At 52.6% G+C, this 23,870-nt stretch carries 22 protein-coding genes and 2 pseudogenes; 11 read left to right on the top strand and 13 right to left on the bottom strand.

Annotation, left to right across the window (positions count from 1 at the left end):
- Positions 1–5: 5 nt before the first annotated feature.
- Genes ACXLHR_RS17095 through ACXLHR_RS17085 form a run of 3 tightly spaced genes read right to left on the bottom strand, consistent with a single transcriptional unit; the run spans position 6 to position 1,963 of the window.
- A complete protein-coding gene (locus tag ACXLHR_RS17095) occupies positions 6–386 on the bottom strand; it encodes a hypothetical protein (protein ID WP_458792687.1) in 381 nt (126 codons plus the stop codon).
- Between the two features lie 10 nt (positions 387–396).
- Positions 397–1,068, bottom strand: coding sequence for a hypothetical protein (locus tag ACXLHR_RS17090; RefSeq protein ID WP_458792686.1), 672 nt, complete (start codon positions 1,066–1,068; stop codon positions 397–399).
- A 16-nt stretch (positions 1,069–1,084) separates the two neighbouring features.
- Complete coding sequence (locus tag ACXLHR_RS17085; protein ID WP_458792685.1) at positions 1,085–1,963, bottom strand: haloalkane dehalogenase; 879 nt, start codon at positions 1,961–1,963, stop codon at positions 1,085–1,087.
- A 72-nt stretch (positions 1,964–2,035) separates the two neighbouring features.
- On the opposite strand from ACXLHR_RS17085, the gene ACXLHR_RS17080 reads away from it, so the two are divergent.
- Positions 2,036–2,644 carry a TetR/AcrR family transcriptional regulator gene (locus tag ACXLHR_RS17080; RefSeq protein ID WP_458792684.1) on the top strand — a complete coding sequence of 203 codons (609 nt, stop codon included), beginning with the start codon at positions 2,036–2,038 and terminating at the stop codon, positions 2,642–2,644.
- The gene (locus ACXLHR_RS17075; protein ID WP_458792683.1) at positions 2,641–3,225 is read left to right on the top strand and encodes a 3'-5' exonuclease; all 585 of its coding nucleotides are present in this window, start codon (positions 2,641–2,643) and stop codon (positions 3,223–3,225) included. The genes ACXLHR_RS17080 and ACXLHR_RS17075 overlap by 4 nt, the downstream gene beginning before the upstream one ends.
- A gap of 398 nt (positions 3,226–3,623) precedes the next feature.
- Here ACXLHR_RS17075 and ACXLHR_RS17070 read toward each other — a convergent pair whose 3' ends face one another.
- From ACXLHR_RS17070 to ACXLHR_RS17050, 5 genes are all read right to left on the bottom strand, one after another.
- The gene (locus ACXLHR_RS17070) at positions 3,624–4,199 is read right to left on the bottom strand and encodes a type IV secretory system conjugative DNA transfer family protein (RefSeq protein WP_458792682.1); all 576 of its coding nucleotides are present in this window, start codon (positions 4,197–4,199) and stop codon (positions 3,624–3,626) included.
- 74 nt (positions 4,200–4,273) lie between these two features.
- A protein-coding gene (locus ACXLHR_RS17065; protein WP_458790740.1) for an IS3 family transposase occupies positions 4,274–5,616 on the bottom strand; the annotation gives its coding sequence in 2 pieces (ribosomal slippage) (positions 4,274–5,289 and positions 5,289–5,616; 1,344 coding nt in all).
- A 79-nt stretch (positions 5,617–5,695) separates the two neighbouring features.
- Complete coding sequence (locus ACXLHR_RS17060) at positions 5,696–7,039, bottom strand: type IV secretory system conjugative DNA transfer family protein (protein WP_458792681.1); 1,344 nt, start codon at positions 7,037–7,039, stop codon at positions 5,696–5,698.
- Positions 7,039–9,135: a relaxase/mobilization nuclease domain-containing protein gene (locus ACXLHR_RS17055; protein ID WP_458792680.1), complete on the bottom strand. Its 2,097-nt coding sequence runs from the start codon at positions 9,133–9,135 to the stop codon at positions 7,039–7,041. Before ACXLHR_RS17055 ends, ACXLHR_RS17060 begins: the two co-directional genes overlap by 1 nt.
- Positions 9,128–9,691 (bottom strand): helix-turn-helix domain-containing protein, encoded by a 564-nt coding sequence (locus ACXLHR_RS17050; RefSeq protein ID WP_458792679.1) that lies wholly within the window; start codon positions 9,689–9,691, stop codon positions 9,128–9,130. Before ACXLHR_RS17050 ends, ACXLHR_RS17055 begins: the two co-directional genes overlap by 8 nt.
- Positions 9,692–10,281: 590 nt before the next feature.
- Here ACXLHR_RS17050 and ACXLHR_RS17045 point away from each other — a divergent pair.
- The 3 genes and pseudogenes from ACXLHR_RS17045 to ACXLHR_RS17035 form a co-directional block, all read left to right on the top strand.
- A complete protein-coding gene (locus ACXLHR_RS17045; protein WP_458792678.1) occupies positions 10,282–11,004 on the top strand; it encodes an AAA family ATPase in 723 nt (240 codons plus the stop codon).
- Positions 10,997–11,329, top strand: a complete 333-nt coding sequence (locus ACXLHR_RS17040) for a hypothetical protein (RefSeq protein ID WP_458792677.1) — start codon at positions 10,997–10,999, stop codon at positions 11,327–11,329. The genes ACXLHR_RS17045 and ACXLHR_RS17040 overlap by 8 nt, the downstream gene beginning before the upstream one ends.
- Positions 11,330–11,436: 107 nt before the next feature.
- A pseudogene (locus tag ACXLHR_RS17035) lies at positions 11,437–11,626 on the top strand (integrase); the annotation flags it as partial.
- Positions 11,627–11,640: 14 nt separating this feature from the next.
- Here ACXLHR_RS17035 and repC read toward each other — a convergent pair.
- The 5 genes from repC to ACXLHR_RS17010 all read right to left on the bottom strand — a co-directional run bounded on the left by repC (position 11,641) and on the right by ACXLHR_RS17010 (position 17,376).
- Positions 11,641–12,927, bottom strand: a complete 1,287-nt coding sequence (gene repC, locus ACXLHR_RS17030; protein ID WP_458792676.1) for a plasmid replication protein RepC — start codon at positions 12,925–12,927, stop codon at positions 11,641–11,643.
- Positions 12,928–13,092: 165 nt separating this feature from the next.
- The gene (gene repB / locus ACXLHR_RS17025; protein ID WP_458792675.1) at positions 13,093–14,085 is read right to left on the bottom strand and encodes a plasmid partitioning protein RepB; all 993 of its coding nucleotides are present in this window, start codon (positions 14,083–14,085) and stop codon (positions 13,093–13,095) included.
- 81 nt (positions 14,086–14,166) lie between these two features.
- Complete coding sequence (repA, locus tag ACXLHR_RS17020; RefSeq protein ID WP_458792674.1) at positions 14,167–15,369, bottom strand: plasmid partitioning protein RepA; 1,203 nt, start codon at positions 15,367–15,369, stop codon at positions 14,167–14,169.
- 805 nt (positions 15,370–16,174) lie between these two features.
- Complete coding sequence (locus ACXLHR_RS17015) at positions 16,175–16,480, bottom strand: hypothetical protein (protein ID WP_458792673.1); 306 nt, start codon at positions 16,478–16,480, stop codon at positions 16,175–16,177.
- Complete coding sequence (locus ACXLHR_RS17010) at positions 16,477–17,376, bottom strand: ArdC family protein (protein ID WP_458792672.1); 900 nt, start codon at positions 17,374–17,376, stop codon at positions 16,477–16,479. The genes ACXLHR_RS17015 and ACXLHR_RS17010 overlap by 4 nt, the downstream gene beginning before the upstream one ends.
- An 875-nt stretch (positions 17,377–18,251) precedes the next feature.
- On the opposite strand from ACXLHR_RS17010, the gene ACXLHR_RS17005 reads away from it, so the two are divergent.
- The 6 genes and pseudogenes from ACXLHR_RS17005 to ACXLHR_RS16980 all read left to right on the top strand — a co-directional run bounded on the left by ACXLHR_RS17005 (position 18,252) and on the right by ACXLHR_RS16980 (position 23,754).
- The gene (locus tag ACXLHR_RS17005; RefSeq protein WP_458792671.1) at positions 18,252–18,686 is read left to right on the top strand and encodes a LexA family protein; all 435 of its coding nucleotides are present in this window, start codon (positions 18,252–18,254) and stop codon (positions 18,684–18,686) included.
- Complete coding sequence (locus ACXLHR_RS17000; RefSeq protein WP_458792670.1) at positions 18,683–19,954, top strand: Y-family DNA polymerase; 1,272 nt, start codon at positions 18,683–18,685, stop codon at positions 19,952–19,954. Before ACXLHR_RS17005 ends, ACXLHR_RS17000 begins: the two co-directional genes overlap by 4 nt.
- A 476-nt stretch (positions 19,955–20,430) precedes the next feature.
- Positions 20,431–20,630 (top strand): annotated as a pseudogene (gene rpsU / locus ACXLHR_RS16995) (30S ribosomal protein S21).
- A gap of 208 nt (positions 20,631–20,838) precedes the next feature.
- Positions 20,839–21,246: a WYL domain-containing protein gene (locus ACXLHR_RS16990; RefSeq protein ID WP_458792669.1), complete on the top strand. Its 408-nt coding sequence runs from the start codon at positions 20,839–20,841 to the stop codon at positions 21,244–21,246.
- A 125-nt stretch (positions 21,247–21,371) separates the two neighbouring features.
- Positions 21,372–22,406: an IS110 family RNA-guided transposase gene (locus ACXLHR_RS16985; RefSeq protein ID WP_458790674.1), complete on the top strand. Its 1,035-nt coding sequence runs from the start codon at positions 21,372–21,374 to the stop codon at positions 22,404–22,406.
- A 400-nt stretch (positions 22,407–22,806) separates the two neighbouring features.
- On the top strand, positions 22,807–23,754 hold the full coding sequence (locus tag ACXLHR_RS16980; protein ID WP_458792668.1) for a DUF2726 domain-containing protein: 948 nt from the start codon (positions 22,807–22,809) through the stop codon (positions 23,752–23,754).
- The last annotated feature ends 116 nt before the right edge of the window (positions 23,755–23,870 follow it).

The raw sequence follows: 23,870 nt of genomic DNA, 5'->3' as shown, positions 1-23,870 counted from the left end.
CGGCCCTACGCAACGCGCCACAACAGGAAATCCAGAAACGACCGCCCGGTGACGCGCAATGCACCAAGGATGTAGACCACTGCGATAAAGCCATCGAACACAACAAATGCATATTGCGACGGATCCGCCAGCCCAACAGGTACCGCATAAACAACTGTCGTGATTGCGATCAGCCGAGACACCGCGCTCCAAAACAGAACGGGCGCGCGGGCGGTCAGGTCGCGGGATGCCCAAATCAAGAGCGAGGCCGCCATTAGGAAAAAACCTGCGATTGTGAACGAAAATACAAAGTTCGCAGGATCAGGAGTCTGGACGGCCTGCACGATGACCATCGGCGCAAAAAGAAAGTTGAGGAGCGCTGTGACTACGACGAATTTCTTCAACATTCTTCTATTCCTATTTTTCACTTAGTTCGGGGTAAATACCCTGCATCTGCTCTGGCAGATTTGCAGCGATCGCTATCGCTCCGTGACAGGGTAGCAAAATGTCCGGTGGGTCAGACGCGATAAGCGCTTTCAGGCTGACGAGATACTCCGCGCGGTCTTTGATCGCAAAACTGGGAAAGACTTTGACTGCGCGGATCTTGTTACCAATCCTTCCCTCACTATTTTTCTGCGCACCGAAGGCATCAACCACATGCCAAAGGCAACGTTCGCCGCTTTGCGCAATCAGCCATGTCTCACCGTTCTTGAGCCCTGCCGGACATTCCAAGCGCGTTCCATCGGGCAATGCGGCACGCAGTGTCTCCAGCCCAGCAAATGTCAGCCCGGTACGGTCGTGAAGCCGTTCGTGCATGTCGGGCGATGCGACAATTGCAGCATCAGGAAAGGCCGTTGCATACTCGGCCATACCGCCATTGTGATAACCGTTCGGCGCGAGGAGAAAGGCTACCTTACCAATTTCCGCAAGGCTGGCTCTGGCCAAGTCGCTCAAACCTGAAACCGGACTGAACAGGCAGACCTCCCCGCTCTGCAAGACGATAGCCGTGCAGCGCAGGTTGTTCTTGATGGCCGTGTATAGGCCCGGCATGTCTGGAACCGGCTCAAACGCCGCTATTTTAGTCGCCATTAGGGGTCCTCGCTATCTACAGCTGCGCATGCCAGTCACGCACTGCCGCGCCGATTTCATCGGGCGAGTCTTCTTGCATGAAGTGTAGCCCTGGCACAGTCACCTCGGTCAGGTTCGGCCAGCTGCGAACGTAGTCGCGCACGGGGCCCGCGATCATCACGCCGGGTTCTGCATTGACGAACAGCTTGGGGATGGGCGTCTGCGTCAGCCATTCCGAATAGGCACCGACGATTTCAACCACATCTGCGGGGTCCCCGCCAATCGGGATCTGGCGTGGCCATGTCAGGGTCGGACGACGATCCTCACCGGCATTGGCAAAGGGGCGGCGGTATTCGTTCATCTCTTCTTCGCTCAGATCACGCAGGATCGACGCGGGCAGAATGTTTTCCACAAACATGTTGTTCTGCAAAACCATCTCGTCGCCCGCAGGTGACCGCAGCCCTTCAAACACCGCACGGCTTTTTTCGGGAAAGCTGTCCATGCTTGGCACAGGGGCGACAATGGCCTCCATGAATGCAATGCCTTTGACTGCGTCGGCGTGCGTATGCGCCCAGTGAAAGCCAAGGCCAGAACCCCAGTCGTGGATGACCAGTGTCACGTTTTTGGTGACTCCCAGTTGCTCCAACAGCGAGAACAAGTATTTACGCTGTTCCACATAGGTATAGCTGTCAGGGCCGGAATTATCGAGTTTGTCACTATCGCCCATGCCGATCAGGTCGGGCGCGATGAGCCGCCCTTTCCCCGCCAGATACGGCATTATATTGCGCCATAGATAGGACGATGTCGGGTTGCCGTGCAGGAACACAATAGGGTCGCCAGTGCCTTCCTCGATATAGGCCATCTGCTTGCCATGGACGGTGGCAAATTTCTTTTTGTCGCGGAAAGACGTCGTCATGTTGGGCACCTTGGGCTTGTGATTGAGTCGCGTTAGGTGTATGAGAACGATCATTCTTAAACAAGGTCTAAAATGCCCAGAGCGAAATCCCATTCCCGCGAAAACCTGTTGGACGCTGCCCTCAATACCTTTTGGAAGATCGGGTATCATGTTGTTTCCATGGGTGATCTGGTGCGTGAAACAGGCGTCAGCCGCGCAGGAATTTATAGCGATTTTGACGGCAAGGAAGATCTGTTCCATGCCTGTCTCGACAGGTATCAAGAGATTGTCGTGACCCCTGCCTTTGCCCCAGTCGAGGCAGAGGCCGCGGGAATCGAAGGCATTGAGGGCTACCTGAATAGTCTATTGATGCGCTTCGAAGATATGGGTGGTTTGGGAAGGGGATGTCTCGTGGGAAACACGCTAACCCAGATCCCCGAAGATGCGCTGGAGACCCGACAAAAGCTGCGCGCCCATTGCGACCGTCTTACTGCTGGCTTTCATAAGGTGCTGACCCATGAAAACGGTGGACATGGCCTGCTCACCCAAGACGAAATTGGCGACCTTGCACACTACACCATGATCACGGTGCAGGGCCTCTGGTCCTATTCACGACTGACAGGGGACGTTGCGGAGTTGCGCGCAGTCTCTGACATGCTCATCACGATTTTGAAAAACCGTTTGCGCGGGTCACCGCAGTGACGTTGCCCCTGCCAGATGGAGAGTTCCAGTTCATCGCACTGGATGTCGAAACCGCATGTGGTGACAGCGCGAGCATCTGCCAGATCGGGATTGCCTGTGTCGGGTATGATGAGAGCATTCGCACGTGGTCTACATATGTTGATCCGCAAATGCCCTTTGCGCCGTTTAACATCGATCTACACGGGATCGGTCCTGAGACCGTGCGAAACGCGGCTAACTTTGCGCAGATCTGGCCCGACATGCTGCCGCTGCTGTCCCGTCACCCAATGGTGCAGCACAGCAGGTTTGATGAAAAGGCAATCAATGCCGCATGCAAAGCGCACGGCCTGTTGCGCCCACGCCTGACGTGGCACGACAGCGTGACAATCGCGCGGGCGGCATGGCCCGAGCTAAAAGGCAACGGCGGCCACGGTCTTGCCAACCTGAAACAGGTGCTGAACCTCGATTTCCATCACCACGACGCAGGTGAAGACGCCCGCGCAGCAGCCATGGTCGTGCTGAGGGCACAAATGACATCGCCCAGATTAGCGGCAACACATGTGATGCGGTTCAAACCCGTGCAATTGTCGCTTCCCTTTTAGGTCCGTGGTCTTTGCCTGCGATCCACGACCTATAAGCTCGGTATAGGTTCGCGCAATCCTTGTTTGCGGTGGCAAAAACACGGCCTTGTCCGGCTGACTGACTTTTCAGCCGGACAACACGTTGCGCTCTGAACGAACGTCAGGTTTTGGGGAAGCCGCACCGCAGCGCCGGCTCGTATGGCGAACGACCAGTCAGGGCCAAAATTTCGAAGTCATTTTTGATGGGATTCCAAAACGGACGTTTGAGAGTGCCGCAGCATCGGAGACTCTGGGCTCCTTCGCGTCGTTCGCCGCGCGCTGCACGAACGGCCGCTACGCTAACGCAGGATTTTAAACTCTCCCACAAACGGCCCCTGTTTCCTTAGGATGTCATTTCGCCCTTACCGCAAACGACCCCCTCACGCAGCTTCGTCGTTAGGCGGAATGAGTTGCTCCCCCAAATCAAGTTTCTTCTGTGCGGGATTTATCGATTTCTTCTTCACTTTCGTCTTAGGCATGACCTCTTGCGCATCAGCCAGTTTTCGCGCTTGGTCGTCTATCGCCATAAGGTCTGCCGCCATCTTCCGGATCGAGGTTAGATCAACGTCTGTACGCCCCTCGCGCCGCGCCGTGATTTTACTTGCTTTGGTTACGATGTTTTCAAGTTCATTGAGGCGGCGACGTTGATCGGAACCGTCGACCAAATCCCAGCTCAAAAGAGCCTGTTTGGCAAGTATCTCTTTGAAATGGGCGTCCTCAAAATGATGGATTGTTTTCACCTTCAAAGGCTGCGCCCCTTTGACGATGATAATGCTCACATCCTCCGGTAGCCGGCGCGCTTCGTCTGGTGGCAATAAAGGTCGTTCATCAGTTTTTTCGGATATTGATGTGCGTTCGCCGAGGCCAGTAGCCCGCGTCTTAGTGATCGTCCGTTTAGTCGTCATGCCACAAGCGTTAGATAGGTCTTCAATGGTCATTTCTTCTGATGGTGTCATTGTCCGTCGTCAGGGTTTTTGGCACCAAAGGCGGCCTAGACTAAGAGAGAGTTCGGCTCATCTGGTTGGTTGCATTATGCGGCGTGTTGTCTGTGATGCAAGCGTCGCGTTTCGAGCGTCTTACGTTTGATCCTTTCCCGTTGCTGTAGAATGGCTTTGTCGCGTCCGAAGTATACGTCGGCGGGTGTAACGTTGTTCAGGCTCTCGTGGTAACGCTGGTGATTGTAGTGGTCTACGAAGGCTTCGATCTGAGCCTCAAGATCGCCGGGTAGGAAGTAGTTTTCCAGCAGGATGCGGTTCTTCAAGGTCTGATGCCACCGCTCGATCTTGCCCTGCGTTTGAGGATGATAGGGCGCGCCACGGCTGTGCTTCATATCCTTGTCTTTCAACCATTCCGCCAGCTCCCCCGAGACGTAGCTGGAGCCGTTATCACTCAGCAGGCGAGGTTTGTGGACGACATGAACTTGGTCACATCCCGACGCTGCCAAAGCCAAGTCCAATGTGTCCGTCACGTCTTGGGTTCTCATGTTGGTGCAAAGTTTCCACGAGATTATATATCGGCTGTAGTCATCGAGGATCGTGCTGAGATAAAACCAGCCCCATCCGATGATCTTCAGATATGTGAAGTCCGTCTGCCACAACTGATTGATGCCCGTGGTTTTGTCTTTGAACTCGCTCGCCGCCTTTATAACGATAAACGCTGGGCTGGTGATCAGATCGTGCGCCTTCAAAATCCGATACGTCGAAGCCTCTGATACGAAATAGCTTTCTCGATCCGTGAACGTCACGGCCAGTTCACGTGGCGACAACTCGGTTTCTTTCAGCGCCAACTTCACGACCTTGCGCCGCACCTCGTCAGGAATGCGGTTCCAGACGTGTTTGGGCTTCGGCGATTGATCCTGCAGTCCAACTTCGCCACGCCGCAAATATCGATCATACCAACGGTAGAATGTGGTGCGGGGAATGCCCAGCTTTGCCAACGTGAGCCGTGCTGACAGGTGGCTTTCCTCGACCAGCCGGATGATCTCCAGTTTCTCAGATGCAGGATATCTCATTCGTGGTTGCCCCCATCGCCCAGCATGCTTTTTTTAAGCAAACGGAGTTCCAGTGTTTGTTCCGCCACAACTTCCTTGAGATCACGGGCCTCACGGCGCAGATCCTTCACCTCGTCAGTGTTCGCCGCACGTGCCGTATCGCCCGCAAGGCGCCGCTTTCCGGCTTCCATGAAGTCCTTGGACCATTTGTAGTAAATGCCCTGAGAGATACCCTCACGGCGGCACAGCTCTGCAATGCTGTCTTCACCACGCAGACCATCCAGAACGATCCTGATCTTCTCTTCGGATGAGTAATGCTTGCGCGTGGCGCGTTTGATGTCTTTGACGATCTTCTCGCCAGGGCTCGTCGTTGTTTGTCTCATCTTCCACTCCTCAGTGGTGACGATGAGCCAGAAACACTCTCTTATCAAATAACGCTATTTGGTCCCATAGGCGCTGACGTCAGACAGGTGTCATGTAGAGCTTCAGACCCGCGCCACCTTGAATAGATAACCGTTCTTCATAAGAATAGATCGCGTCCAGCTTCGGTATGGTTTGCGTAATTATCGCGATGCGACCGTTGAAACCGCGAATGGTGGTCATTGCATCCGCGACCTTCGACATTTTACCAAGCAGGTGAAATTCATCAAGAATGATCATCACGGGGTAAGGTTCATCCTTGCCCGGCTTATGTGATTGGATCGTTGCCACCAACTCGTTGAAAAACAGCCGAACCAAACCAGCCATTGGGCCAAGATCGCCATCGGCTACGACAAAATAGATCGATATTTTCTTTCGGCGAATATCGGCAAAGCTGAAGTCGCTTTTAGAGGTCATGTCGGCAATATGGGAGTTCGACCATTCATCAAAACCGGCATTGCTCAAAACGGACAGGTAGGATGAGAGTGTGCGCGCTTCTAGTTTGGCGAGTGCAGCAAGTTCTTTTTGCAAAGCGGGTTGCTTGGCGTTCTTTTGTAAGTCTGCAATGTGGGTAGGTAGATCTTTGTCGCCTTCGGCCAAAACGCTATAAATTCCGCCAAGCGTAAAAGTGTTCCGTTCGTAAGCGATCCCGCCCATTGCGACGAACAGCTGAATTGCACCATTTAACCACTCCCCTGCCCCGTCGGCCTGAAGAAAAAGCTTGGCGATTTTACGGAGTTCAAAATTGATTTGTGCGTAGTCGTTCAGCTTTCCAATACGTTCTAGCGGATTGTAGCGGTGCGAACATTCGCCAAATTGTGCGGGTGCAAACTTGAACACCTTATCGCCCATCGCCGCTCTCCATCGCGCGGTGGTTTCATAGTTTTCACCTTTGATATCGAGCGTGACCGTCGACCCCTCAAAAGTCAGCAAATTGGGATACACAAAACCAATACCCTTACCTGCGCCTGTCGGGGCGACGATAAGACAGTTTGGGTGTTTGTCAGATGTGATGAAGCGCCCGGATTTACGCGGTGACGACGTTTTTGCGAGGATAAAGCCGGTTCCCGGCGTCCCCAGGAGTTTGTTTCGCCGCATTTGGGTTTTCGACTGCCAACTTGACTTGCCTTCTTTGGTCAAGCCTTCGGACGCAGAGTTGGCTCCAAACGCAAAGCCGCCGAGTGCCATAACGAGAAATATCATACAAACTTGGGTGAAGAGCTCTCCATTAAGGCGTTGCAGTTCAAACAGGTGGGTTACAAGATAGTCATATCCGATCGTTGCAAAGAGCTGATAGTCGAGCCATCGCGTTGCGAATATGTAGGCCACGGTGAGGCCGCCAAGTGCGAAGAACATTCCTGATGAGAGTTGTCTCGGCATCGTCATTACCTCTCATTTCCACGGTCGCGGTTATGGTCGCTCTCAAAGTTCGCGGCCAAAACCTCCCGGTTTTCGATCATACGCAGTTCGGCTTCAGCTGTCATTTCGTAGCCGTGCGCGCGATCGTTCACTTCGACCTCGGCCATGAGCTGACGCGCAAATACCTTATTGTCGGTGACGTGTTCTATAGCCGACAGGTCTCCCTCACGGAAACGATTGTACTGCTGGTCGGTCATGGTCTGCTTGAGTAGCCGAATGATGTCTTGGTGTTCGTCGAAACCGACAGTCAGGCTATAGGCATCAGCGCTACGATCCTCCCACGCTGCAAGGTCGCCCCCTGCCCGTTCCAACTCCTTGGGCTGCTCTCTCTCACGCGCGCCAACTGGCAAGTAACCTACTGGTGGTCGCATAACGTCGGTAGATTTGTCCCACAATTCCGATACAAAAACCGTGTGGCCGTGGGATCGACTGGCAAACTCCGTGAAGCGTTCCCCAGCGTCCTGAACCGACTGTTTGCCTGCTTCGCGCGCAGCACTATCGTCGGCATATCCGTAGTTGAAGTCCACCCTACGGAAACTGTCTTCAATCTCGTTTCGCTCAGCTTGTGTGACCTGGGGCTGACCGGTTCCATCAAAGTAGTCGGGTTCCAGCTCCGGAACGGGTCGCAATACGTGTCGCGCAACAAGGTCTTGCCTTATGTCTTGATAAGCATTCGTAAGGTGACTTACGGCTTCATGGCGCTCGGATGGGTTTTCAAGATTGAGATCGGTCGCTTTCGCAACACGCCGCAAATCATCCTGTATCCACATATGCTCAAGATACTGGCTATTAGCCCCTGTCTCTAAGCGTGCCACGACGGCCTTAGCGTCCAAACCATACTCATTGCAGAGCGTCTCGATGTTGTTCTGCGCGTGATCCCATCGCACACCATCGCCAGCAAATGCGTGCATGTAGATGGAATTGGCTTTGGGTTCATCGTGCAGGGTTTTGGCATAGTTAGCGTTGGGGTTCAGAGCTGTGAAAGCCGCCATTGTTTTGGTCAGGCGGACTTCCAGCGGCACACGCTCAGCGGGCGACTTCGTTTCAAGCAATGCCTGAGTTTTATGCAGAGAGTCGTTCAATAACGACGTATATTGGTCAAATTTTTCTAATTCGTCCGCACTTAATTCGGGCATTTCAAAGTCTCCTTTGTAGGTTTCAAGAGTGCGCGCTATTTCGGTAAATGCGCGTTCAAGGCGCGCGCAGTCTGCGTTCACAGCCACAACCGCCATTGCCTCATAACCAACCCTCGCGAGGCTGATCTGATCTTTGGCAAACTGTAAATCCGCTCCAGTTCGGGCGCGCTGTTGCGGGGCACGGCCCTCTTTCTGCGCGACGCGCTGCTCTGTACGGGTTGGCTGTTTATCGGTAATGCCACGCTCAAATCGCGATGTGGGATCAAGGTGTATACCTCTTCGCCCGGCGTGCGCAGCCATCGCCTCACGGAACCCTTCGTAGCTATGCTCGGTGTTTGGCCGCATGTGAAAAAGGCTGTTATCACTGGCGCGACGGTTCACCACGATATGGGCATGGGGGTGGTTTTCTTGATCATCGTGTACTGCCGCTAGATACTTAAAACGGGCATCACCGCTGTTGAATTTTTCTTCGCACAGGTCGCGGGTAATACTTGTGACGTCATCAATAGATATACCACGCGGAAAGCTAAGGATCATGTGGGACGTTTGCCCGTTTCGCGTACCTTTCCACCAATCCAACTCCCAATCTTTGGTGATGCGGTCCAACTGCTTGTTTGTAACCAACGCGCTTGATTGAATATTGTCGCTTGGATCAATTATTCGCGCGGCCTTATCGTCGCGACAGATGTAGTTTAATTGACCTTTCAATCCGCTCCGCGAGGTCGTTCCGCCACTTGTGATGAGCTTGAAAATGGCCTGCCCGTGCCTTGCGCCAACACGCGACATGCGGCTTGTCGACACCTTCGACGCGCTTGCTCGGGCCCCCCTGCCCTTTCGTCCGGCAATCGACCCACCCTTCTGCTCGTCCGGGCCACGATCAAAAATCCGCCCTATTAACCGATCAATCGCACTATTTTGCCTACTCATCGTCGGCGTCCTCGTCCTGTTTCGTCGCAATCCTGTCTTTCAACGATGCGCTTTTCACCTGCATATTATTCAACATCATGCCGATCACTTTTCTGATCTGCTTCACGTCGTCGTTGGCTTCCCTAACCCTTTCGATCTGGGCTGGGGTGGGACTTGCATGCCCCATACGCTTGACCGATGTGTTTAGCGCGGTGGTTAATTGGTTAAAATTTGTACTCAAACCCGATAAGTCGCGATCCGCCTTGCGCAGAAATTGTTCTTCATCAGGCGATGGATCGTAAAAACCAGCTATCGCTCTTGTCATTTTCCGTAGCAATGCCGACCGATTAGCCGCAATTCCCGCCTTAACCAGACCATCCAGCACAGCACATTCTTGGTCTGTGAGCTTGGCACTGACCGTCTTGTAAGCCGCGCGGTTCCCTTTTCTGGGCCCGAATTTGTTCTTAATCCGATGAACCGTGGAGTGCGCTACGCCAACCTCTTCGGCGATCCGCGCAGCGGAAACGCCCTGCGAAAGGAGGGTTTTAATCTGATTATTACGTTCAAAAGCGCTCAAACATGTCTCCAAAATGCAAGTTTGGTATACATTACACATATCCTACAACTCAAACGGTACTCCGAGGTGCCCTCTTTCGCAATACGTCGATGCTGCAAGCGTCGAAAAGGAACGGCCACCTCGAATAGAGGAGCGTTTGTCAATTTTCTTCCCGAAGATCGCAGAGCTGAGGGCGTAAGGTATTGAAGAATGGGTCGCCCATGCGACCTTCAATATTCTTAGCAGCGCCCCAGAGGAGGGCTACAGCGCGTTGATCGCTTCCGTGGCCGCTGCGTGCCCCTGCGGCCCTCAAAGGCCCTCTCCAAGCGCTTACAAGGGGCCAAATCAAAACGAAGCTCCAATAACGAGGATTGATCCTTAATCCACCAGCTTCAATCCAAGTGGATAAATCCTTGATCCTCTATCCCAAAGGTAAAAGCCATAAGGATTGAGGATTAATCCATAATCCGTGTGACTTGATCCTGCATCCTGAATCCTTTAACCATAAGTCAAAATCCTTAACCCTTAATCCTAATGGATCAATCCGTTATCCACGGTCCCGAATCCTAGAAAGGGTTGGGTAGAGTGAAAAAAGAAAGGGGCGGTGAAAGATGGAGACGAAACTCATAACGTTTGCCAATCTCAAAGGTGGGGCTACGAAAAGCACGCATGCAGCAGCGCTGGCGGCCGGCTTACTTGAACAAGGCAAATCGGTTTTGATCCTTGAACTTGACGAACAAGGTACGGCGGAAAGCTGGGCCATGGCCGCTGCTGAAAAAAACGATCAACTCTCCGTCAGGTATCTCGACCTGAAAGACATGGAATTGACGGATGCGCATGACGCGATCCTAGAGCAATGCAAAGACGTTGATTTTGTCATTGCCGATACCCCCGGCAACGCCACGACAGGACTAACCGCAGCGCTGATCACAAGCGACGTCGTATTCATTCCGTTCATGCTCACTGATCCAGATATCAGGGGCGTGCACCGGACCCATGCATTGCTTTTGGCGGGGCTAGAGTCCATGAACGCCGAGCAAGAGGGCTTCAACAATTTCTGCTTGCTCTACGTCAAAGAGAATTCGTTTATCAGCAACGAACGCACTGTCGCACTGCAGACTTTGGCGGAGACGTTTTTCGTAAGGGCGGGACTTCCGCGAAATCCAGTGTTAGCAGATTGGATGAAAACGGGTGTCACCCCAAACCAACTCATGGCGATGTTCGACAGTAAGTCGGACAAGAAACAGCTTGGTATGTCGATCAAGCAGGCTGAGCGTTCAAAAGAGTTGATCGACCAACTTACAGGTAACTTGACGGAGATAATCAATGCCTAGAAAAATTGATCCTGGCGCAGCACGACAGGTAAGCGCCGCATTGAAAGGCGCTCCCAAACCAGAAGTTGCGAAAGAGACAGCTCCAACAAATTCCGAAATTGTTGTGCAAGAACCGTCAAAAAAGCGATTTCCGCAGGTTCGCTTCTCCCTAAATCGCGACTCCGAAATGTTTGAAAGGGTGACGGGTGAGGTTGATCGGATCAATCACCTCGCAGGAATGGACGTGGCAAGCCCAACAAAAATCTTGCTCGACTTTATGAACGCCTATGATCGCGAAATTAGCAAACTCCTTACTGAACATCTGAAAAAACATAAAAAGATGTAAGTTGATCTGGCCCGAAGGGTTTTGCGCGAAGCGCAAGGCAGGTGTCGTTGTGCCCCACTTGCAGATACTTAAGTCAAACTTGGTATTTCTTGCTTTTATGACAGCTAGTTAGCGGCGCAGGCGTTCGGAGCAACCTGCCAGAAAAGGCAAGCGTCTTGCGTAGTTCTCCGGTCATTCCCTGCGGGCTAGCCTTGTCTCTAGCGCTGAGGTCGATGAGCGTTTCATCCAGAAACAACTCGGCCACACCTCCGCAGAAATAGGTTCCGCGTGAATTTGACCAAAATTGCCGAGTTGTGATTGCGCAAGACGCATCACGCCGCCTTCCCGCTCAAACGTCCGTAGAAACTCCGTTCCAGATGCAACTCCCCTGCCCCGGCTTTCTCGACCATGCCTCGCAGATATCCGCCTGGTGAAGCCACTTCGCCATCGCTGAACTTCTCAAAAATAAGCGCCATGGCCGCAGCGGCCGCCTGCGGGCCCAATCGTTCTTGCGCGACGGCCCAAGCGTGTTCCGACACACCGACCATCGGTCGGACTTGCCCCGCAACACGGTGCATTTCACTCCAGTTTTCGATGTAGCCGCCCAGATCATGGGCCATTTGGGTAAATCCAGGGCATGCCTGCATCACCGTTCCCAAATCCAACACCGTACCCCGTGGTTTCTTGGCGATTGTGCTCCAATTATCCTGCTTCGTTTCAACACGCGGTTCGGTTGCCTCTCTGGGCGCCACATCCGTTTCTTTCTCTTCTTCAGAGGAATTACTAATTACAGGATTAAGTTGATTTGTATATTGTATATGAGGTTCATAATTGGACCCCTTGGGGTTCATTTCTTTAGTATTCTTGGAAGACTGGGCTGCGATAGTCTCTATGTTTTCCACAGGAATTTCAACAACTTCGTCGCGATCCGCAAACAGAGAGTCGATCTTGTCTTTCAAGGCAATGAAGCGTTCAAGAAGCCCGAACAGCCAGTCAGAATTGGCCGAGCGCTTTGGGAGACGGTCTAACAACGACTGGAAGGCATCTGTGAAGGCAGCCCAGGGGCCGCTAAGAGCTAGCTCCATAGCGATCTCGATCTTTGCGCGGATGGTGCGGCGTGTGATCGTAATCTGACGCTTTGCACGCGCGCAGAGTTGTCGCTCAGCTTTCAGATGCCCAAACAGGATCTCGAATTCTTCGGCGCGCGCAGCCAATGGGGCCAAATCATAACCATAGGCCTCGATGATATGTCCTTCAGCGTCCCTGTGACCCCAACGCTTACCATTAGGGCTGTCCTTGAACGCAATAACACCGGCGTCAACGAGCCGCCTGGCGTGCCGTTTGAGCGCTGAGAGGGAAAACCCCGTCTGTTCCATCAAATAGGCGTTAGAAGCCCAGACGATGGGCCGCCTGCCCTCTTCCCAGTCCTGTGGCTGGGTAAATGCCCCAAATGTATCGAGCAGCATCATATCGCTGGCCTTAAGCCCGATGTGCGCGGCCACGCGTTTGCAGGCAAGAAGTGCCTTATTTTTGGGTATAGTTAATCTTTCACCGGCTTGGGCAAGCTGTTCAGCAATGCCAAGACCCGGTGTCGGCTTGCGCCAACCTGATTGTTTCATGCCTGTATTCCACCTCCGTTTTATGTGGAGGCAAAAGAAATCCGTTCACCAAATCGGTGTTGCTTTGTTGACAGCGATTCGCGGGAGAGGTATCTATCAGGTGTTCAGATTGATTAGATCAGCTCTCAGGCCGCTTGGTTTGGGGGCTTTTCTTTTGCCGTTAATTCACTTGGTCTTCTCCTGCTTTGACGAGAGAAATGCTTCATAGAGGCCATCAAGGTTCTCGGCGAGATAGTTACCGAACTCCGAGGCGTCTGTTGATGTCAGTGAGACGCTGAACGCTTTGCCAGACTTCCCAACAACACCTTTGATCCGTCCGCCATTGGCGGTCCAAGTGCGCTTTTCTGGGGTCGCACGTTTCGTCTTCTTACGAAGCGCCCTGCCCTTTTCAGAAAGCTTGCTCAGAAGCAGCTCGAATCTTGCGTCACTTCGCAGATCCGCAAAGCTTTGGTCAGTCGCCAATTGCTGCGCCAACTTTACGTTTGCTGGTACCGTCATCAGCTTCTTGAAGCCTTCCCAGCGATCCCGGCCAATTTGTTTCGCGGGACCGACAGCGTCAATGATGTCGCGTGGAACTTGTTGTGCGACCGACAGCATCCGCGACAGAAGTGTTCCATCCACTGTGAGCGCAGACATGATGACATCTTTAGGCTGCCCAATGTCTGCGAGATTTCTCGCAAAGACCGCTTTCTCAATAAACGACAGGTCAGCTCGCGCTGTGTTCTCATGACCCTGTGCAAGAATATGAGCAACGTCGTCCATGGATTTAACGACGGCGCGAACCATACGCCCCAACTCGGCGGCTACACGCACACGCCTATGTCCAAAAACCACCATGAAGCGCCCAGATGTTTCAGGGTGAGGTCGCAACAATACCGGTGTATCTTGTTGCCCGGTTTCGATTGAGGTCTTGAGCTCTTGAAACGCGTCGTCATCTAGCCCGAGCCTGTCGCTGACAAAGGAGCTGTCGATAAGGTCTGGTGATATTTCAACAACCGTTTCGCCGTCCATCATGCGGCGTGCATCTTCGGCAAGGCTGTCGATAGAAACCTTCATGGACTTAGATGCGCCGCGCATTGCGTAGTTTGTTCGCCCACCATCAGATGCCTTATCGGCGGCTGGTGCCATCACGCTTTTCAAGAGGTCTTTACGTGCCATGATGGTCCTCCAAACGAGCTGCGACGTGGATTTTCTTAGTCCTAACTTCTAAATCTGCACGGCTGTCAAAAACTGTCATATTCAGCGTCCCCAAGCTTCATGAATGAGGTCAGTAATTTCATCGTTCACGGCGTTAAGTGAGTCCATTGCACGGTCATAGGTGGCGCGGACAAATTGGGCGCGCTCGACTTCATACAATGTTTGCTTTGTAATGCCTGCATCAGAAATTGCCGTGGATTTGACCATATGAGATTGCAGCATTTGGCCGGGGAACATGGCTTGCATGAAGCCTACCATTTGCTTTTGCGGGCTATCTGTTGGCTCAAAGCGGGTCACAAGATAGCGAAACCATTTAAGGTTCATCTGAGCACCCGCATCGCGGATTGTCTTCATTATGCCGCCCAACATGAGAAGAAACTGGCTCATCGACATTACGTCCAACATCTGGGGGTGCACGGTGATCAGGACTGAACTCGACGCTGTAAGCGCTGTTAAGGTCAAATATCCGAGTTGCGGGGGGCAATCGATTACAACGATATCGTAGCGATCGTCGACCTCTTTCAACGCCTCTGAGATGCGTGTAAAGAACGCGCGGCCAGCCTGCGGATCCTTGCTCGTTAAGGCGACCGGCGTATCGTACTCGTACTCTTGAAGATCCAGACTTGCAGGAATGATATCGAGGTTTGGAATGTTCGTCTTACGGATTACTTCAGTTATAGATTTCCGTTCTTCATCGTAACGCAATGTCTCGTATAGGGAGGGCACCTCATCCAACTCTGGCTGAATTCCATGAAGCGCTGTTAGCGATGCTTGTGGGTCCAAGTCGATCGCGAGAACTCTATGACCGCGCAGCGCAAGGTGCTGGGCGAGGTGGGCTGCGGTTGTCGTCTTTCCCGAGCCACCCTTGAAGTTCACAACCGATATGACGTGGAGGTCTTCACCTTCTTGCCGATGCGGCACATATCGCTTCTTCCCAGAACGACCGTGCTTATCAAGGTAGGCCCTTAGCTCCAGCATCTGCTCCCCTGAATAACTACGCCGCCCTGAGGATGAAGTTGTTGGCTCAGGGCCTTTGCCCTCAAGATGCAATTTCTTGATGTTGGATTGGGTTACCCCGAGAAAGTACGCCACTTCGGCCAAGCTGAACTGGCGTAGACCCTTCTGAGCGTCGGGAGGATACTGCTCCATGCGCAACATATTGAGTCTGTCAGAAATCAATTCCCCCTGTTGAAGAATGATCTCGTCGAAGGGTATAGTGGCCCCGTTGTTCTCAAATTCCTTCATAGTCACCGCCCGCTCTCATCAAATATCGCTTTTAGCGCGATTTCTCTTATGTAAGTGTCATTAACGTGGAACGGCGAGTCGGGCAACATGTTTTCCACAAAGGTAATTATGCCTTTAGATTTTCGGCGGGAGCCCCACATCTTGTGGTACCCCAACTCAGTGGCGCAATTTTTCGCCTCAGCTGTTGGACTGGCACGCTCTGCGCGCCAAATTTCGCCAAGGCCAAATGACTTAACTGTTTATATACAAACGTTAATTCTAGGTCTGCACGGCTGTCAAATTGACGGCGTTAGTCACTACGGTAGAGTGGATACTTAAAACGTTGCGCCCTTGCAGACGAGCAGTGTTCAGCTTCGGACTATTGCACGAACTTGAGTTTCAAATACTTCGCGTGAGTGAAAACAAGACTCGCCTAACAGTGCGCATCGCAAAATTATCGCGGACCGATTCTCTTTGATTACTGACACGGCTTAATCGAAATAGTTGACCTTTAATGCTCTTGGCCAACCCTAAGGGCCGACTAAGAACAGGGTTTATGCGGCGTCTTTAGGGCCCCAAGGGATGATGGCTTGCAGGGACTTGTGATTCTGGCTCGCGGCTTTGCCGAGATTGGCGTTGAAGGCGTGATTGCGGTCCGTCAGGCTGACTTAGCGCGAAGCGCAAGGCGGGGCAGGGGGCGGGCGCAGCTCGTCTCCTGCCGCGTCACCAAAACCCTAGATAAATAAAAGCCCCCGCTAGCTAAGCGAGGGCAATGCGGTCTAATTGACCAACAGGGAGTGTTCCGACACTAACAGAAAATTCCTTGCTAGTCAGTAATTTCGTTTTCGTATTCTGGTGTCAGTGCGATAATTTCCCCGTCACTCATTCTAACGGCAAACCCTAAAGAATCCCCCGTCGCAACACGATCACAAGTGAAGCGCATAGAATCCAGATGATCCCGAAATGCGCTTGCTGATCCGTAACCTGGAATGTCGTTTGGGACACGATAAACCGCCCGCAGCTTTTCGTCCGTGGCAAGTAGCCCCAAAAGGTCTTTTTCTGGGTCTGGGTTGTTATCAAGAGAATATGCAAAAAGTTGGGTGATCTGACGCCCATGTAAAAAAGTGTTCATGCGGCCTCTCCTTGCTGTTCTGCCTCGGCTGCGGCAAGAATAAAATCCACTGCCTTTTGTGCTTGGGAAGCGGCTTTGAAAATCAAGTTTTTGTCGTCTTTTAACGCTTTCAACCATCCTTCGATATAGGCCGCGGTTTGCTCAAAATCAGGTGTGACGCCGATGTGAAGACAAAGCATAGCGTTCCCCAATTCAGCCACGAGTTCTTCAAACGCATAAGCTGCGCGGTCCTGAAACTTTTCAAAACGATCAAGGCGGTTTCTGTGACCTGTCCAATGGCAAGTTTCGTGGGCAAGGGTAGAAAAAAACCCGTTCACATCGAAGAAAGTGCCAATTGGGGGCATGTGAATTTGATCTTTCGCGGGGCTGTAATATGCGCGGGGTTCATCGCTGCTGATAATGTCCGCGCCTGTCGCTGCAAAGAAAGCATCAAGGCGCGGGTTTGCCTCGGTTCCAAGGTTTTCGGCTGGTGCTGGTGTGACATAGTATTCTGCGGGTAGGTCTTCGATCTGATCAGCGTTGAAGACATTGTTTGTCTTTGCGTATGCAATGCGGGTTTTGCCCTCGCCTTCGCTGTTACCTTCGGTCTGCTCGCCTTCTTTTTCAAAGCTGCCATAGAAAACACTACGGGCGCATTTTTCGCCTTTCTTAACTTTCCCGCCAAGCTCTGCCGCCTGATTGAAAGTCATCCAGTGAGCTGAATTATAGCCACGGTCTGCGGCTGTCGCCCACAACATCAAAATGTTGATCCCGTTGTAGGCTTCGCCGTTGTGACGCAACGGGAAAGATGCCCCCCCTTTGTCACCTGTCCACGGCTTGCGCCAAGGTGGTGTCCCTGCTTCGATCTGGGCGATAATGGTGTCCGTGACGTGCTGGTGAATATCAATCTTAGCCATGATCCGACGTTCCTTTGTGGTGGCACATTTGAGGCTTTGCGCCCCTTAATTGTGCGGGTTTTCGACCAAAGCCCTTTACGGCGTCGGCTCTAAAACTTGACACGTGGCGAACGCGGTGGGGGGCGAGACAAGATAAACCGACAGGGTTGGTGCGGCCCGCAGCGCAGCGAGGACACGGCCCTGTCTGTTTGTCTTGTCCGAGGGGGGAGGCCGCGCCTCCACCCTATCTTTCTGCCCGAAGCGGCGTTCGGTTTACCGAACCCCAAGGGACGCACCAGTGATCGTTACCCATAGGGCAGATTGGCGTGATCCTGGGCGGGCATGTGGAAAGGGAGTGTGGTGGCTCAGAGAGACGCCAGAGCGACCATTGACGCAGCTCGTACATGATCACGACGTCTGGTGTTCAGCCGCAGCGCAGCGCCGGCTTTACACTAGAGCGCGGTGACACGCCCACGTCGGGCGGGGCAGGGGCCTAACCATATTTGCTTTGTGGGTAATTTACATCTGAAGACTGAAAATATCCCAAAAGATGAGATCGCACTCACAATCGCCCCCGCCAAGTTTGGAGCGTTCTTTGCGACAGTTGTTGTAACCGCAAGTTTATAGCTTTTCAGCATAGGCGCATGGCAGATGATTATCGGTATTGTGAGATTTGCAATGTTGGTCTTTCCGAACCTACAAGGTTGGGGGAAAACAGCATTTGTTTGGGGCGTATCGACACTAATGGCCCTCAGTATGTTCACTATCGCAGTTACCTTAGCCATGGCAGCAAAGGCGGGGTAAGACGTAAATCTCCTTAGTATTGCGAACTCCACTTGACACTTGGACACTAAATCGCAGATTTAGAACATTACAAGAACATAGGAGAGGTTTGGATGCCTGTTTTTCCGGTAGAAACGCCAGTCGTCGCCAATGGTATGCCCCTAAGATTGGTGGGAAGTCCTGCGAGTGCTGGCTTTCTCTCCCCAGCAGGCGATGATCTTGAAGACGAGATTGATCCGATTTCATGGGTTGTGCGGCATCCGACCTCTACGTTTTGGTGGCGTGTCGAGGGCGATTGCCTTTGGGACGCAGGAATCCGCGACGGGGATTTGATCGCAGTAGATCGCGCTGGCAAGCGCCGAATCGGTCGCGCCGTTCTCGCTGTTGTTGAGGGGGCAGTAACCGCCAAAATTCTGCGCAAGCGGGATGGGAGATATTTTCTGGCCCCTGCAAATTCTAACGAACATTTCCCTGATATTGAGCTGACAGAGGACAGCGAAATTTGGGGTGTAATCGCGGGAATTGTGCGGCGTTACGATCTGGAATGAAGCGGCCTATCGCGATTTCCGATAGCGCAAATTTCTATGTGTCTGCAGAACGGATATTTGACCCCACATTGAAGAACGTCCCAGTCATTGTCTTGTCGAATAATGATGGTTGCGCCGTCGCCCGTTCCGACGAAGCTAAGGCGCTCGGAATCCCGATGGGGGCACCATTGCATCTCTTGCGCGATAAAATTAAAGCGCATGGCGTACGCGTGTTTTCATCGAATTACACGCTTTACGGCGACATAAGCCGTCGCATTGTCGAGGTTTACGAGGATTTCACGCCAAATGTGGAAATTTATTCTATAGATGAGTGTTTCTTGGACTTCGGCGGGTTCAAAGACAGAGACGCGCACGCTCGGACTATGCGGCGCGAAGTCCTGCATAGGATCGGAGTGCCTGTGCGCGTCGGGATCGGGCCGACAAAAACGCTGGCAAAATGCGCAAACGACATAGCCAAGAAAAATCCGATATTTGGCGGCGTCATGGATATGATGGACGACACGCTGGCCGATTGGCTTTTACCGATGTTGCCAGTTGGCGATATTTGGGGCATTGGCCGCAAGACAGATGCCAAGCTGAAAAGGCTTGGCATTATCACGGCTGCGGACCTTCGGGCCATGCCCACGAAACAAGCGAGGGCTGTAGGCACGGTTGTTCTAGAAAGAACAGTATTGGAATTACAGGGTGAACCGTGCCTAGCCTTCGATGACGTTGAACCGCAACGCAAGGGCATGGCTGTCACACGATCGGCGGGCCAGCCGATGATGGACTTTGACACTGTGTTTCAGGCGGTGTCGGCGCATGTGACCCGCGCAGCGGAAAAACTGCGTCAACACGGGCTTGTCGCGGGAACGCTAACTGTGTTTTTCCACACCAACCGCCACAGAAAAGACAGGCCGCAATATGCCGGTTCTCGCTCAACGCGGATTATGCCTATGTCCTCAAACACTTTCGAGCTGGTACAGGCGGCGCGGCGATGTGCTGAAGCCGCCTGGCCGAAAGGACAGGCGGCAAATTTCGGGTTCACCAAAGCGGGGGTGATGCTTGATGATCTTCTGCCGACAGAAGATCAGCCTCGAACACTCTTTGATGCGCCACGCGGTAAGGAAAGCGCAGCTATGAAAGCGCTCGATCAAATCAATGACAGGTTCGGGAAAAAGACAATGGTGCTGGCAAGTGAGGGCATGAAGCGGCCTTGGCAACTTCGTGCGGGTCATCGCAGCCCACGATACACCACACGGCTATTGGATCTCCCTGTTGTTCGGTAAATAAGCAGTCGGCTTTAAAGAAATCCGATTGTTTGCGACCATGGCCGTAATAGCAGAGTTCAATACAGGGTTCGGAAATGAATGAGAAGCTGACAAAATCCCAGATGCGCTTTCATAGGATGCATGACAGGAAAGTGGTTGCTCCACCTCAGGGTTCCCAGCCGCCGTTAGATCGGTCGCAGCATTTTTACCATTTGGTTTTCCGCCACTCCTAGTAAGGACGGCCCAATGCAGACTTTGGGCGAGGTTAGCGACGCTCCAGCACAGCTTACCGATAGCGGGCATGGGACACGGCCCGAGAAAAAACGAAATGCTCTCTGGACCGCGTTATGATTTTTCTGCTGAGGAATATGCCGAGCAAAAAGCGTAGCGGGTCACGACAACCTGGTTTTCAATGAGAATATTTTTTGTTTGATAATGCCAATATTTGATGGCAAGTCGTATTTAATTATTCTTGGAAAAATAGCGGAACTAAAATGCAAGTAAGTGTTCGTGATAACAACGTGGATCAGGCGCTTCGGGCGCTCAAAAAAAGCTACAGCGTGAAGGTGTATTCCGCGAAATGAGGCTCAAAGAACATTTCGAGAAGCCGTCAGTTCAGAAGGCGCGCGAGAAAAAAGAAGCCATTAGCCGTCAGCGTAAACTCGCACGTAAAAAGGCTGAACGTGAAGGCTGAGGCCAAACCACCTGTCTTGATAGCAGATATCAACTGCGCTGCAGAAATTCGGTAAAGGGGGCTCTCTGCGACCATTTGATCGGTCGCGGTATGTTCAACCATCAGACCCCAGTGTGGCACCCTCAGGCGGACTTTGACTAATCTCTTGATTGTTATGTCATGACTGACGAAGCTATTGTTCATTTCGAATTCAATTGGGAGGCTACGCGTGAAGAGAGTGACTAAATTAGCAGCAACACTAGCTGCCGCTACCTGTTCTCTGCCAGCGCACGCGCAATCGGCTTTCGAATCCCAGCTGTGTGAAGCGGCAAAGACAGGGGGTGTTGTCGAACTCGTGTATCATGAAGATGCCAGCAAGGATTGCTTGCCAAGACTGATAGACGTTCACCAAGTCGCAATTGGTAACAACGGACGGCTATACTTGCATGGTTGGCAAACCCGTGGATGCACGAATGGGCGAGACTACGAGTCCGAACGTATTTTTCGTTTTGACAAAATACAATCGGTAAAAACCGCTGAAGGTACGTTTGGCGAGAGGTCACAATCCGTTAAAAACGAGGGTTGGGACGGCTGCATCGGTTCGAATTGCTTCATCGACGAGAACATTTGCGAATAGAGTTGTCTAAATAGGTGACAGTTAAAGCAACTACGGCCCATAGCATGCGTAATTGGGCTACCCTCTGTTCTGAGGTCGAGCTCCCGATAAGATCACAGGATGACTGTGAACAAGGGAGAAAGAAGATGGAATATTTTGCCGGAATAGACGTATCGCTTCGATCCTGTGCGCTTTGCATTGTTGATGGCAGAGGAAAAGTGCTTCTTGAACGAGAGCTGCCCTGCGAGATCAGCGATATCACTAAGTACCTTGCTGAGTTCGCACATCCGATTGAACGGGTGGGCTTTGAAGCGGGCACGATGAGCCAGCACCTGTACTTCGGTTTGACAGCAGAAGGCTTCGATGTGGTTTGCATGGAGGCGCGACAGGTCAATGCGGCGCTATCAGCAATGCGGAATAAAACTGACAAGAATGATGCTCGCGGGATAGCTCAAGTGCTACGCACGGGCTGGTTCAGCCCGGTACATATGAAGAGCCGAGAGGCCCATGGCGTCCGTGCCTTGCTTAGCACGCGCAAGGCATTGCTAAAGAAGACAATGGATCTAGCCAATGAAGTGCGCGGTTTATTAAAGATATTTGGCATTCGTCTGCCCAAGACTGTGCAGCACGGCAGTTTCGATGGTGTTGTCCGACCGATGATCGAGATGGATGACGTTCTGGCCCATGCCTTGGTGCCACTATTAGATGCACGTGTTGTGTTGTATCAGCACTTTCTGGAACTGGATCGGCGTGTCAAACGCGCCGCCAGCCAGGATGAGGTTTGTATGCGAATGATGACCGTTCCGGGTGTTGGACCGATTGCATCATTGACCTTCAAAGCCGCTGTGGACGATCCTACGCGCTTCAAACGGTCACGAACTGTAGGCGCGCATTTTGGGCTAACACCGCGACGATATCAGTCAGGTGAGCACGACAATCCTGGTCGTATATCGAAAGCGGGGGACAGAGACGTTCGCGCAACTTTGTATGCAGCTGCAAACGCTTTGCTGATGCGGACGATGGCCGGATCGCAGATCAAATCTTGGGGTATGCGGCTAATGCGCACCAAGGGTCGTCGTCGCGCCGTTGTAGCTGTCGCACGTAAACTCGCCGTCTTGCTCCACCGGATGTGGATAGATGGCACAGAATTCCGTCAGGACCAAGTGGGGGGCAAGGCATGACCTAAAGCCCAAACACCAATCCTAACGGGGTCGTCCCTCACCGGACGAGGTTCGTGGAAGAAGCCGAAAATGTCTGCTGCGCAACGTGAAGCGCGTCCCAAAGCAAGGCTCTCCACGTCCGATCCGACATATGCGTGCAGCGGTGCCATCACGGCATCAACCAGACTGCGAAGAGAAGCGTGACCCGGATGAGTGACAAAGACCCGGAAGAAAGAAAGAAGGAAAATGAGCTTGACCCAAACGCCCAATTAGAGAAGCAGCCGTTGGCCTACCCTAGGCAATGCTGCGATCGCAGCCCGCATTGCCGTCATTCGCCGCAACCGCGAAACTAGGCAAAATTGAATTCACAGTTCGCGGGACTTTGCTACCGTTCAGGCCGCTCCCGTGCTAGAGATGAGTAATGCTACGCAAATTCAGAAACTTCAGTGAAGATCGCATTCAACAGCAAATCCGCGCAGTGATAGGGCGTCACGGCGCTGAACTGCATGAAAAGGTGCGTGTCGCAGACATCGTAAATATCGACATGCTAGATCGACGCGAGCTAGGCACATACGCGTTGCAGTCCCATTTCGATTTTGTTTTGGTCGACGCAAACCAACATGCCGTCGTCGCCATCGAATTTGATGGGCCAGGACACAGTACGTCCAACGACGAGAAGAAGAATTCGATTTGCAATCAGGCAAACCTACCGTTGTTTCGCATCTACGGGTTTCAGGAAGTGCGCGATATCAACGCAATGACGTTAACGCGTTACTTGGTGGAGCTGGTATTCCATGCTCGCGTTTTCCAGCAAATGATAGCCGACGGGCACCTCGACATGAGCGAGCCTTTTATGCTCAGCAGCTTCATCAAGAACGAGGCCAAGAGCATTTTCGATAGTGAGTTCGATTTCGTCGCAAACGCTAACGGCAAGCTGACACGTGCATTGAAACAGAACGGTTTGGCCGACGATGATCTACCGCACCTGAGTATCGACAGACTAATCGTGCGGTCTCCAGACGACGAATTTCGCGCCTTCGTTTCGATTAACTCGTCAAAGGGTTCGATCATGGGCAAGGCAAGAGTGCGTATCTGCCTGCCCTCACCTGGTTTCCTTTCGGAGATTGGAAGCATACCGATGGAGATCGCGCAATTCGCCGACGGGATGGCCTGCGATGATCTCTTTGAGAACATCCGCCTAATCGGCACTGGTGCGGGTCATGTGGTGAGATCAGCAGACGAAGTGCTTCGAGAGATCATGGGCCTCGGTCGCCAAGGCTACTCATTCGCGTCAGGCGGAGGCAGCAATCGTTCCGACGTCGACCTGATTGGGGCATTCACGGCTGGCAAAGGTGGGAAGCTCTTTTGATCGAGCCGGCCCAAACCGGACGTTTACCCGTTGATCTTGTCTTACCTTGCTGCATCACCAAAGTGGACGTACATTTTTTTGCGCAGACCTCTTTAGATTGGCAACTCGATCAGATG

Source organism: Yoonia sp. MH D7 (assembly GCF_054439475.1).
The sequence above is the reverse complement of the archived record's forward strand: the minus strand, read 5'-3'. Positions and strand labels throughout refer to the sequence as shown.